11 protein-coding genes are annotated in these 12,365 nt (G+C 65.8%); 1 reads left to right on the top strand and 10 read right to left on the bottom strand.

Annotation, left to right across the window (positions count from 1 at the left end; genetic code table 11):
• Window positions 1–24: 24 nt before the first annotated feature.
• The 10 genes from VSR34_RS12480 to VSR34_RS12435 form a co-directional block, all read right to left on the bottom strand.
• Window positions 25–666 carry a DUF502 domain-containing protein gene (locus VSR34_RS12480; RefSeq protein ID WP_028211829.1) on the bottom strand — a complete coding sequence of 214 codons (642 nt, stop codon included), beginning with the start codon at window positions 664–666 and terminating at the stop codon, window positions 25–27.
• An 88-nt stretch (window positions 667–754) separates the two neighbouring features.
• Window positions 755–1,129, bottom strand: coding sequence for an FmdB family zinc ribbon protein (locus VSR34_RS12475; protein WP_028211830.1), 375 nt, complete (start codon window positions 1,127–1,129; stop codon window positions 755–757).
• A 241-nt stretch (window positions 1,130–1,370) separates the two neighbouring features.
• Window positions 1,371–2,021, bottom strand: a complete 651-nt coding sequence (locus VSR34_RS12470) for a methyltransferase domain-containing protein (protein ID WP_342962616.1) — start codon at window positions 2,019–2,021, stop codon at window positions 1,371–1,373.
• 41 nt (window positions 2,022–2,062) lie between these two features.
• A complete protein-coding gene (ubiB, locus tag VSR34_RS12465) occupies window positions 2,063–3,640 on the bottom strand; it encodes a ubiquinone biosynthesis regulatory protein kinase UbiB (protein ID WP_342962615.1) in 1,578 nt (525 codons plus the stop codon).
• An 18-nt stretch (window positions 3,641–3,658) separates the two neighbouring features.
• Window positions 3,659–4,294 carry an SCP2 sterol-binding domain-containing protein gene (locus VSR34_RS12460; protein WP_028211833.1) on the bottom strand — a complete coding sequence of 212 codons (636 nt, stop codon included), beginning with the start codon at window positions 4,292–4,294 and terminating at the stop codon, window positions 3,659–3,661.
• Between the two features lie 216 nt (window positions 4,295–4,510).
• Complete coding sequence (locus VSR34_RS12455) at window positions 4,511–5,542, bottom strand: TIM44-like domain-containing protein (RefSeq protein WP_342962614.1); 1,032 nt, start codon at window positions 5,540–5,542, stop codon at window positions 4,511–4,513.
• Window positions 5,543–5,578: 36 nt separating this feature from the next.
• The gene (gene ubiE / locus VSR34_RS12450; protein WP_028211835.1) at window positions 5,579–6,310 is read right to left on the bottom strand and encodes a bifunctional demethylmenaquinone methyltransferase/2-methoxy-6-polyprenyl-1,4-benzoquinol methylase UbiE; all 732 of its coding nucleotides are present in this window, start codon (window positions 6,308–6,310) and stop codon (window positions 5,579–5,581) included.
• 91 nt (window positions 6,311–6,401) lie between these two features.
• On the bottom strand, window positions 6,402–6,815 hold the full coding sequence (locus VSR34_RS12445; RefSeq protein ID WP_342962613.1) for a DUF971 domain-containing protein: 414 nt from the start codon (window positions 6,813–6,815) through the stop codon (window positions 6,402–6,404).
• A gap of 73 nt (window positions 6,816–6,888) precedes the next feature.
• Entirely contained in the window at window positions 6,889–7,314 is a 426-nt protein-coding gene (locus VSR34_RS12440; RefSeq protein WP_028211837.1) for an HIT family protein, read from the bottom strand.
• Between the two features lie 42 nt (window positions 7,315–7,356).
• Window positions 7,357–11,403: an FAD/FMN-binding oxidoreductase gene (locus VSR34_RS12435; RefSeq protein ID WP_342962612.1), complete on the bottom strand. Its 4,047-nt coding sequence runs from the start codon at window positions 11,401–11,403 to the stop codon at window positions 7,357–7,359.
• A gap of 514 nt (window positions 11,404–11,917) precedes the next feature.
• Between VSR34_RS12435 and VSR34_RS12430 the strand changes: the two genes are divergently transcribed.
• A partial coding sequence (locus tag VSR34_RS12430) for a pyridoxal-phosphate dependent enzyme (protein ID WP_342962611.1) occupies window positions 11,918–12,365 on the top strand: 448 nt, incomplete at its 3' end.

Raw genomic sequence — 12,365 nt, 5'->3', positions numbered from 1 at the left:
GCGCGCGGCGCGCGTCGTCCGGTATTAAAGCGGAGGATCGATATGGCGGCGTGGAGAGGTAGCCGGCGCGACCACGCCCATCGAAACAATATACTTGAGCGCGGCGTCGACGGTCATGTCCAGCTCGACGACCTCGCTCTTCGGCACCATCAGGAAAAAGCCCGACGTGGGATTCGGCGTAGTCGGCACATACACGCTCACGTGATCTTCCTGCAGGTGGTTGACCACGTCGCCGCCCGGAATGCCGGTGAGAAACGCGATCGTCCACGAACCCTTGCGCGGGTATTCGATCAGGAGTGCCTTGCGAAATGCGTTGCCGTTGCTCGAAAGCAGTGTATCGGAAACCTGCTGGATACTGCCGTACAGCGGCCCGACGATGGGAATGCGCCGCACCAGCACGTTCCACCACTCCACCAGCTTCTGCCCGATGAAGTTGTGCGTGAGCAGACCCACGCCGAAGATGAACGCGAGCGTGAGCACCGCGCCGAGGCCCGGCAGGCGCATGTGGAACATGCGCTCCGGCCGCCACGACTCGGGCAGCAGCAACAGCGTCTGATCCATCGTGCCGATGACGAGGTTCAGCACCCACAGCGTGATGGCCAACGGCACCAGCACGAGAAGGCCAGTCAGAAATACCGATTTGAACGTCGCTTTCTTGATCGTCATGTACACCGCCAAGCGGGCCGCACACGGCATCGGTTATGCCGGCGTGGCAATGGCGCGGCGCGATCCGCAGGAATCGCGCCGCGGGTTTTCAGGTCGAGGCCGCCGGGCTCGGCGCGCTCGGCGCACTGCTGGCCGTGCCGCTCGCCGCCGCGGGAGCCGCTGCGCCTGATCCGTTGGCAGCGCTCTCGCCCGCCGGCTTGCCGCTCTCGGACGACGCCGCGCTCTCGCCCGCCGCATTGTCCTTTGCACCCGTCGCCGCAGCGCTCTTGCCGCCGCTGTTGCCGCCACGGAAATCGGTGACGTACCAGCCCGAACCTTTCAGCTGAAAGCCGGCGGCCGTGACCTGTTTGCGAAAGGTGTCCGCGCCGCAGCTCGGGCACTGCGTCAGGGGCGCATCGCTAATCTTTTGCAGCACGTCCTTGTCGAAGCCGCACGACTCGCAGCGATAAGCGTAGATCGGCATGATCTCTATCCTGATGAAAATCTGATAATTGCTTGCAAAGCCTTGAATTATAGCCGCAAACCAGGATCGCCCCTGGCATTTACCGGGGGTTGGCTGTCCAGCGGGAAGCGTCGGAGGGTTGCGGCCGCCCGGGTTCAGATGAGGGCGGGTCGCGCGCGCATCAAGAGCACGCGCGGCTCTGCCGGGAGGCTAATGCCCCGCGCGCCTGCCGGGCAAGGCGCTCGCCAGCGCCTCTCAGCGCTCAAGCGCGTGGCGGCGCGTCGTCGTGACGGCGCCACACGAGCCAGCGCTCGCGCCCTGCGAAGATGGGCAGCGAGTCGGCCACGGGTCGATCGTCCACCAGTGTGAAGAACGGCGTGAGCAAGGCGTCGAGCTCGTCACGCGCGATGGCGAACGGCGGCCCGTTGGGTGTCTCGCCAATGAAGAAGTAGCCCGCGAGCAGCGCGCCCGGTTGCAGCAGATCGGCCATGCGCCTCGCGTACGCTGCGCGCTGCGCTTTGGGCAATGCGCACAGGAAGGCACGCTCGAACACCCAGGCTGGTGCGAACGGCGGCTGGTAGGTGTAAAAGTCCGCCTCTTCGACCACGTCTGCGTACTGGCCCAGCGCCGCGCGCGCGCTCGCGACCGCAGCCGGCGCGAAATCGATGGCGCGCACCGCGCGGCCGCGCTCGGCGAGCCAGCGCGCCTCCCAGGCGTTGCCGCAGCCCGGAATCAGCACGGCGGCCTCGGGGTGCGCGGCGGCGAAGGCCTCGAACTCGCGCTGCACGCCCGCCTGGTCCCACGGCGTGAAGCCGCGTGCGAAGCGCTCGTCCCAGAACGAGGGCGACGCCGGATCGCGGGTTTCGAACTCGGGCGCGTCGCCCGGTTGCGGCGGCAGGGTCGGGTCGCTCATCGTCTCACTCCTCGTCTCGTACGCTGTCCTGGCGGCGCATTTCAGCCACCGTAGGCAAAGGCCAGCCACACCCGCGCCGCCACCATGCCCACGCCCACCGCTGCGCCGAACACCAGCAAGCCCTGCAGCAACCGGTTGGTGCGCCGTTGCTCGGCGAGCATCTGGCGGATTGTCTCGTCATTGACGAGTCCGCCCGGTTCCTGGCGGTGCAGCAGCATCTGATGCACGAGGCGTGGCAGTTGCGGCAGCGTCTTGCTCCACTGGGGCGCCTCGATCTTGAAGCGCTCGTACCAGCCGCGCAGGCCGATCTGCTCGGTCATCCAGCGTTCGAGGTAAGGCTTCGCCGTTTTCCAGAGATCCAGCTCCGGGTCGAGCGAGCGCCCGAGGCCCTCGACGTTGAGCATGGTCTTTTGCAGCAGCACGAGCTGCGGCTGGATTTCCACGTTGAAGCGTCGCGAAGTCTGGAACAGTCGCAGCAGCACCTGGCCGAGCGAAATATCCTTCAACGCGCGGTCGAAATACGGCTCGCACACGGCGCGAATCGCGCTTTCCAGCTCTTCCACGCGCGTATGGGGCGGCACCCAGCCCGACTCGATGTGGAGGGTCGCCACGCGGTGATAGTCGCGCTTGAAGAAGGCGAGGAAGTTCTGCGCGAGGTAGTTCTTGTCGAAATCCGACAACGCGCCGACGATGCCGAAGTCGAGCGCGATATAGCGGCCGAAATGCGCGGGATCGAGGCTCACCTGGATGTTGCCGGGGTGCATGTCCGCGTGGAAGAAGCCGTCGCGAAACACCTGCGTGAAGAAGATCTCGACGCCCTCGCGCGCGAGCTTCGGAATGTCCACCCCGGCCGCGCGCAGCTTGTCCACCTGGCTGATCGGCACGCCGACCATGCGCTCCATCACGAGGACGTTGGGTGTGCTGTACTCCCAGTACATCTCCGGCACGAGCAGCAGATCGAGGCCCGCGAAGTTGCGGCGCAACTGGCTGCCGTTGGCGGCCTCGCGCATCAGATCGAGCTCGTCGTGCAGGTACTTGTCGAACTCCGCGACCACCTCGCGCGGCTTCAGGCGCTTGCCGTCTGCCCACAGACGCTCGGCCCACACGGCGAGGTCGCGCAGGAGCGCGAGGTCGGAATCGATCACCGGGCGCATGTTGGGGCGCAGCACCTTGACCGCCACGGGCTTGCCCGCGTGCTGGCCCGACTTCACCTTCGCGAAGTGCACCTGCGCGATCGAGGCGCTCGCCACCGGCACCCGCTCGAACTCGTCGAAAATCTTATCGACATGCGCGCCCAGCGATTTCTCGATCAGGCCGATCGCCACGTTCGAATCGAACGGCGGCACCTGGTCCTGCAGCTTGGCGAGTTCGTTGGCGATGTCGGGCGGCAGCAGGTCGCGGCGCGTAGACAGCACCTGGCCGAACTTGACGAAGATCGGGCCGAGGCTTTCCAGTGCAAGACGCAGACGCACGCCGGGCGGATCGTCGAAGCGCCGACCGATCGTCGTGATGCGCAGGAGCAGCGCGACGCGCCGGTCGTTGATCCGGCTCAACATCATCTCGTCGAGGCCGAAGCGGATGACGGTGAAGAAAATCTTGAGAAAACGCAGAAAACGCATGTCTGGGAAGCCTGTTGACTAGCGCGAGCCGCGCGGCGCAGCGCTCTGGCTCGCGCCCCTGGCCTGTGATTTTTGTTCGATCCGCTCGATGCGCTTTTCGACGCGCGCCAACGCATCGCGTGCGCGCGACAGTTCCTCGTTGAAGCCTTCCAGCTCGACGCGCCGCACCAGTTGCGGATTCTCGTCGAGCAGATATTCCGTGACCGAGCCGAGCACGTTGCGCCCCGTGCGCCAGGCCTGCTCGCCCGCGGCGCGCGCAAGCGCGGCGATGCGGGAAGCCGGGGCGTCGCCAATCAGGTTCGCGAGATCCTCTTCGGGTTCCCAGCGCAAATGCTCGGCAAGCTTGCCGATGACTTGCGCGAACTCGGCATCGCCCTCGATCTTCACGTGCTTCATGACGGCCGCCTGGCCGCCTTGCACGAACGAGGAGAGCGCGCCCGCGGGCACCGATAGCGTGACATCGACACCGCCGGCATCGTGGTCCTCGACCGCGCCCAGATACCCGTCCGGCAGCACCAGCAGCGTGAGCACGACGGGCTCACACGTGAGGCGCGCGGTCTTGCCGGCATAGGGAGCGAGGCGCTCACGCGCCCACGTTTCGCGCGCGAGCAGGTGATTGACGGCAGCAGCGAAGGGCTTGGCGGCGAGAGTCATCGGCATGAAATAAGAAAACCCGCACGGGCACCAGCCCGGGCGGGTTCCTATTGTAACGTTCGAGCGTAACGTTCGAGCCGCAGGATCGCGCCGCCGCCCTGCCCGATACGACGTGGCGCGGCGGCGGCGTGACGGGTAGACAACGGGCGGACAACGTGCAGACGCCGCACTCCATGATCCGAATCAATTCACGAAGCGCGCGGCCGCCCTGCGGACTCAGTGCGACTCGACCTGCTGAATGCCCGCGAGGAGCCAGCCTTCGCCCGACGTGCGCGACTTCGAGAGATTCCAGATTTCGACGAACGGATCGGCCGGCGCGCCCGCGCTTTCGCGGATCAGGCCGGAGAAGCGCACGCTTGCGAGATATTCGCTGCCGCGATCTTCCACACCGAGCAGGTCTGCGTTGAGTTGCACGACGTCGGTCTGGTTGGGCTGCGCGCCGCGGCCCGCGAGATCGACGCGGATTTCGGCGAACATCTCGGGCGTCGTGAACTCGCGGATGTCGTCCATGTTGCCCGCGTCCCACGCGGCCTGCAGACGCACGAAGTAGACCTTCGCGTTGCGCAGGAAGGCTTCGGTGTCGAAGCCCGCAGGAATCGACGCACCTGCAGCCGGCGGCGTATCGATATGCGGCGTGCTGAGCGGATTGGCTTCAGGCGCGAGGTACTGCCCCGTAGGCGGCGCGGTATAGCGCGGCTCCTGCGGTTGATACCCACCGGACGACTGGCTCAGGTTGCTCGACGAGGCATATCCGCCACCGGTCTGGTACGCGGGTTCCGCGGCGCGGCGGCGGCTCATGAACTTGCGGATCAGCCAGATCGCGATGAAGGCGATCAGCGCGATGACGATCATGTTGGCCATCATGCCCGCGAACGCTTCGCCAAGACCGAAGTGCGAGAGCAGCGCCGCGATGCCGAGACCGGCCGCGAGGCCCGCGATGGGCCCGAGCCAGCGATTGCGCGCCGGTGCGGGTGCGGGCGTGGGAGCCGGCGTGCCCGGCGCGCGCTGGGCGCCGGCTTGCTGCGCGGGATTCGTCGGGCTGGGCTGCGCGGGCGGCGGCGTCGTGCTGCGCTGCGTGGCCGTTGACGACTGCTTGCCGAAGCTGCGGCCGCCACCCATGCGGCGAGCCTCGGCGTCGAACGACGCGAGGCTGCCGGCGACCATCACGCCGACGATGGCCAGAACGCCGATTCGTCTGGCCCACGAGACTGAAAGCTTTTTGGAAGCAATGATGCGGGGCTCAGACATAGCGGAAATTCCTTTAAAGACAGAGAGTTGGGAACACTAATACTTTGTACCGACGTGTAAGGCTACCACGCCAGCTGACAAATTGTAATATTTGACGGCATCGAGGCCGACTTGTTCCATCATCGTCTTGAGTGTTTCCTGATCGGGATGCATGCGGATCGACTCCGCGAGGTACTGGTAACTCTCCGCGTCCTGGGCGAAACGCTGGCCCAGCCACGGCAGCACCTTGAACGAATAAACGTCGTACGCCTTCTTGAGCGGCTCCCAGACCTTCGAGAATTCGAGCACGAGCACGCGCCCGCCCGGCTTGAGCACGCGGCGCATTTCGGCGAGCGCGACGTCCTTGTGCGTCATGTTGCGCAGGCCGAAGGCCACGGTCACCACGTCGAAGTAGTTGTCGGGGAAGGGAATTTTCTCGGCGTCGCACAACAGCGCCGGCGTGATCACGCCGCGGTCGATGAGACGGTCGCGGCCCACGCGCAGCATCGACTCGTTGATGTCGGTATGCCAGACCTCGCCGGTCGGGCCCGCCTTCTTCGCGAACGCCATCGACAGATCGCCGGTGCCGCCCGCGATATCGAGCACCTTCGCGCCCGGCCGGATGTTCGCCTGCGCGATCGTGAAGGCCTTCCACGCGCGGTGCAGTCCGCCCGACATCAGGTCGTTCATCAGGTCGTAGTTCGAGGCGACCGAGTGAAACACGCCGGCCACCTTCTTCGCCTTGTCCTGTTCGTCGACTGTCTGATAGCCGAAGTGGGTTTTGCTCATCGCGCTCGTCCTTTCGCGGAAGGGTGTTCTATTGTGATGGGTGCGCCGTGTCTGTCAGACGAGCGGCGGGGCAGGATCGTAACAGGAAGCGTCAGTGGCAGTGGCCATGCGCTGCAGGCGGCGGCGCCATGGGGGCGTCGCGCTCGACGCCCGCCGCCTTCAATCTGGCGAAATAATCGGCCCAGAGTTCGTCCTGCCGCGTGGCGAGCTCGTAGAGCTGGTCCCACGAATAGATGCCGGTGTTGTGGCCGTCCGAAAACGTCGGCTGCAGCGCGTAGTTGCCGACACCCTCGAGCGCCGTGATGGTCACCTCGCGCTTGCCGGTCTGCAGCGTTTCCTGGCCGGGCCCATGGCCGCGCACCTCCGCCGAAGGCGAATAGACCCGCATCAGCTCGAACGGCACGCGATAGCTCTCGCCATTCGCATACTGGAGTTCGAGCACGCGCGAGACGGCGTGCACCACGACGCCGGTCGGCACCGGCGTATCGGATTTCAGTCCACTCATGTTCGTTCCTGCGTTTGACCGCGTGTTGACCGCACCATCAGCGCATGTTGGCCGTCCACCGCCGGCCGCCTGCTCAGGCCTGGTCCATCTCCTGGCGCACCGCGTCGCGCAGCAGCGTAGCCTGCGCGCGGCGCTGGCCCAGCATCGCTTCCGAAACCGTGCGTTGGCGCGGCGCCCACACGGGCAGCGGGAAATGCGCGTCGTTCGTGAAGCGCGGAATCACATGCCAGTGCATATGCGGCACCTGATTGCCAAGGCTCGCGAGATTCACCTTCGAAGGCTGCATGACGCGGCGCAGCGCGCGCTCGACCGCATACACCACGCGCATCAGATGCTCCCGGTCTTCCGCGCCCAGGTCCGAGAACTCGGCGACATGCTCATTCCAGATGACCCGGCAGAAGCCGGGATAGTCGGCTTCGGCGGTCGCGAGCACGACGCGCATGCGCTCGTCCTGCCACAGCACGTCGCCGCCTTCCTCATTGCAGAATACGCATTTCATCGTCGTCCCCGAACCGGTTTCACGGAAAATTGAGCGCTGCCATTAGACCAGCACGCGCTCGATTCCGCCATTGTTCGCGCTCTGAACGTAGTCCGCCATCCAGTTTTCGCCAAGTACGTGTCGGGCGATTTCCACCACGATGTAATCGGCTTCGATGTTGGCGTCTTCGTTGTACCGCGACAGACCCTGGAGGCACGACGGGCAGCTCGTCAGAATCTTGACGTCCTGCGCCGTACCCTGCCCGCCCGCTTCCTGCTGCGTAGCCGGCTGCACCCCGTTCGCGCCGTTGCCGGTGACCGGAATGCCGCGCAGCTTCGCCGCGCCCTTGCGGATTTCCTCTTCCTTGCGGAAGCGCACCTGCGTCGAAATGTCCGGGCGCGTGACGGCCAGCGTGCCCGATTCGCCGCAGCAGCGATCGTTCTTCTCGATGCGGTAGCCGTCCTTCTCCGAGCCCATCAGTTCATTGACGAGCTTGACCGGGTCCATCGTCTTGATCGGCGTGTGGCACGGGTCGTGGTACATGTAGCGCGTGCCCGTCACGCCATCGAGCTTGATGCCCTTCTCCAGCAGGAACTCGTGGATGTCGATGATGCGGCATCCCGGGAAGATCTTGTCGAATTCATAACCGGCCAGCTGGTCGTAGCAGGTGCCGCACGACACGACCACCGTCTTGATGTCGAGGTAGTTGAGCGTGTTCGCGACCCGATGGAACAGCACGCGGTTGTCGGTCACGATCTTCTCGGCCTTGTCGTACTGGCCCGAGCCGCGCTGCGGATAGCCGCAGCACAGGTAGCCCGGCGGCAGCACGGTCTGCACGCCCGCCTCCCACAGCATGGCCTGGGTGGCGAGGCCCACCTGCGAGAACAGACGCTCCGAGCCGCAGCCCGGGAAGTAGAACACCGCTTCCGAATCGACGCTCGTCGTCTTCGGGTTGCGGATGATCGGCACGATCTTGTTGTCCTCGATGTCGAGCAGCGCGCGCGCCGTCTTCTTCGGCAGGTTGCCCGGCATCTTCTTGTTGACGAAGTGGATCACCTGCTCGACCACGGGCGGCTTGCCGGTCGTGGCGGGCGGATGCGCCGTCTGCTTCTTCACGACCTTCTTGAGCAGATCGTTGCCGAGGCGCTGCGCCTTGTAGCCCACGCCCATCATCAGTTCGCGCGCGAGATTGATGGTCTGCGGATTGGTGGCGTTCAGGAAGAACATGCCCGCCGCGTTGCCCGCGTTGAACTTCTTCTTGCCCATCTTGCGCAGCAGGTTGCGCATGTTCATCGTCACGTCGCCGAAGTCGATCTTGACCGGGCACGGCGTCACGCACTTGTGGCAGACCGTGCAGTGATCGGCCACGTCGTTGAACTCGTCCCAGTGCTTGATCGACACGCCGCGGCGCGTCTGCTCTTCGTACAGGAACGCCTCGACCAGCAGCGAGGTCGCGAGAATCTTGTTGCGCGGGCTGTAGAGCAGGTTCGCGCGCGGCACGTGCGTGGCGCATACCGGCTTGCACTTGCCGCAGCGCAGGCAGTCCTTCACCGATTCGGCGATCGCGCCGATGTCGGACTGCTGCATGATGAGCGATTCATAGCCCATCAGGCCGAACGAAGGTGTGTAGGCGTTGCGCAGGTCGGCGCCTTCGAGCAGCTTGCCCGCATTGAAGCGGCCTTGCGGATCGACGCGCTGCTTGTAGGCGCGGAACTCGGCGATCTCGTCATCGGTGAGGAATTCGAGCTTCGTGATGCCGATGCCATGCTCGCCCGAAATCACGCCGTCGAGCGAGCGCGCGAGCTTCATGATGCGCGCGACCGCGTGGTGCGCGTCCTGCAGCATCTCGTAGTTGTCCGAGTTGACCGGCAGGTTCGTGTGCACGTTGCCGTCGCCGGCGTGCATGTGCAGCGCGACGAACACGCGGCCGCGCAGCACCTTCTTGTGGATCGCCTGGGCTTCGTCGAGGATCGGCTTGAACGCGCCGCCGTTGAAGATCTGGCGCAGTTCCGCGCGAATTTCCTCTTTCCACGACACGCGCACCGTGCGGTCCTGGGTCACGTGGAAGACGCTGGCGTCCGGCTGCGCGTCGACGCGGTCGGCGAACTTCTCCGCCAGCGCCTCGTAGCCCAGTTGCACGAGGTAGTGCTGCGCCTCGCGCAGCGACATGTCGAGCTTTTCGCCCACGAAGGTCCAGCGTTCGCGCACGCGCTTGAGCAGATCGAGCGCCTGCTGCACGCGGTCTTCGAGCAGTTCCGCCGAGGGAATCTCGTTCGCGTCGTCGGTCTTGCCGAGCGGCAGCTTCCCTTCCTTGAAGAACGCTTCGAGCGCGTCGACCAGTTGCAGCTTGTTCTTGATCGACAGCTCGATGTTGATGCGCTCGATGCCGTCCGTGTACTCGCCCATGCGATTGAGCGGGATCACGACGTCTTCGTTGATCTTGAACGCGTTGGTGTGCTTCGCGATGGCGGCCGTGCGGCTGCGGTCGAGCCAGAAGCGCTTGCGCGCCTCGGCGGACACCGCGACAAACCCCTCGCCGCTCTTGCCGTTGGCCATGCGGATGACTTCGGAGGTCGCGGTGGCCACGGCATCGGCGTCGTCGCCGACGATGTCGCCGATCAGCACCATCTTCGGGAACGCGTTGCGCTTGCTCTTGGTCGCGTAGCCCACGGCACGCAGATAGCGTTCGTCGAGGTGCTCCAGACCCGCGAGAATCGCGCCGCCCTGCTTCGACGTTTCGAACAGATAGTCCTTGATTTCGACGATGCTCGGGATCGCCTCGCGCGCCTGGCCGAAGAATTCGAGGCACACCGTGCGCGTATGGGCGGGCATCTTGTGCAGCACCCAGCGCGCGGACGTGATGAGCCCGTCGCAGCCTTCCTTCTGCACGCCCGGCAGACCCGCGAGGAATTTATCGGTGACGTCCTTGCCGAGGCCTTCCTTGCGAAAACGCTTGCCCTCGATATCGAGCCATTCGGTGCGCAGCAGCTTTTCGCCCGGCGCGTGCTCGCCGTCGAACCACTTCAGCTCGAAGCGCGCGACAGGAATGTCATGGATCTTGCCGAGATTGTGGTCGAGGCGCGTGACTTCGAGCCAGTTGCCCTGCGGATCGACCATGCGCCACCAGGCGAGATTGTCGAGCGCCGTGCCCCACAGCACGGCCTTCTTGCCGCCCGCGTTCATCGCGACGTTGCCGCCGATGCACGACGCATCGAGCGAGGTCGGGTCGACGGCGAACACGAAGCCCGCGGCGTCGGCGGCCTCGGTCACGCGGCGGGTGACGACGCCCGCGCCCGAGAAAATGGTCGCCACCTTGCGGTTCACGCCCGGCAGGTCGGTCATTTCGACGGGGCCGAGCTCTTCGAGCTTTTCGGTGTTGATGACGGCCGAGAACGGCGTGAGCGGCACCGCGCCGCCCGTGTAGCCCGTGCCGCCTCCGCGCGGAATCACGGTGAGGCCGAGCTCGAAGCAGGCCTTGATCAGGCCCGCGATTTCGGCTTCGGTGTCGGGCGTGAGGACGACGAACGGGTACTCGACGCGCCAGTCGGTCGCGTCGGTCACGTGCGAGACGCGCGCGAGACCGTCGAAGCGGATGTTGTCTTTGGCCGTGCGCTTGCCGAGCACCCTCGTCGCGCGCCGGCGCAGGTCCGCCATCTTGTCGAACTCGCCCGCGAAGGCGTCGATGGCGCGGCGCGTGGCGGCAACCAGCGTTTCGACGCGCGCGGCGCGGCTCACGCCTTCCTCGTCGGCATGCTCGACCAGGTCGGCGCGGCGGCGCTTTTCGATTTCGGCGAGGCGGTGGTTGAGCGCCTCGATCAGCAGCGCGCGGCGCTTCGGGTTGTCGAGCAGGTCGTCCTGCAGATAGGGATTGCGGCGCACGACCCAGATGTCGCCCAGCACCTCGTAAAGCATGCGCGCCGAGCGGCCGGTGCGGCGCTCCGCGCGCAGCTCGGCGAGCGCGTTCCAGGCCTCTTCGCCAAGCAGGCGGATGACGATCTCGCGATCCGAAAAGGACGTGTAGTTATAGGGAATCTCGCGCAAGCGCGGTTCGATGTCGGCGGCCACGGCGGCGGCGCCGCCGCGAGGATCGAAAACTTGAGGTGCGTTCATGGTTGGACGACTCTTTGAGCCAGCTCCACGCACGGCGTTCTGCCGGTGCGACGAATGCTGACGGGGCGCGTGGGGCGCTATTCTGAAATCGTATCCGCCTGTGGCAGGCAGCGGACGAAAGGGGTGGGGAGGCACATGGCGGCAACACTCACGCCGATGGTTCCCCGGCGCTCGGACTTAGCGACACGATCGTGCGTGGCGGGCGTGCCGCTGCGCCGCGGGGCGGGTCTCGCGCCGCGCGTGCATCAAATGGGCTGTCCGGGGTTGCCAGTGCATCTTCCGATCCTTGTTTCGAAAATGGATTTTACCGCATGATCCGCACCCGCGCTGACGCAGCGCGGGAAGCCCTACGGACACTAAAAATTCACTTGTGCCGACCGGCGGCCGGCATGGCTGGGGGCCCGATGTCCATCAAACGCCCAACCCCGCTCGCCTGCCCCGCCGCCAGCGCGCGGGCCGTTGGCGATATCATTGACGTTTTCCCGCACTGAACCCGCGCACGGCGCGCCCTCGCATGGCCTCCCACGACGATTACCTGAAGAAAATCCTCACCGCCCGCGTCTACGACGTCGCCCGGGAGACAGAACTCGAACGCGCCCCGAACCTCTCGGCGCGCCTGCGCAACGCGGTGTTCCTCAAGCGCGAGGACAACCAGCCGGTGTTCTCCTTCAAGCTGCGCGGCGCCTACAACAAGATGGCGCATCTCACGCCCGCGCAGCTCGAGCGCGGCGTGATCACCGCCTCGGCGGGCAATCACGCGCAGGGCGTGGCGCTTTCGGCGGCCAGGCTCGGCGTGAAGGCCGTGATCTGCGTGCCCGTCACCACGCCGCAAGTGAAGGTCGATGCGGTGCGCGCCCATGGCGGCGCCACCGTCGAGGTCGTGCAGGCGGGCGAGTCCTACAGCGACGCCTACGCCCACGCCGTACGGCTGCAGGAGGAGCGCGGCCTGACCTTCGTCCATC

The sequence above is a fragment of the Paraburkholderia sp. JHI2823 genome (assembly GCF_038900695.1).
Taxonomy (GTDB): domain Bacteria; phylum Pseudomonadota; class Gammaproteobacteria; order Burkholderiales; family Burkholderiaceae; genus Paraburkholderia; species Paraburkholderia mimosarum.
This window is presented reverse-complemented; position numbering and strand designations above follow the sequence as displayed.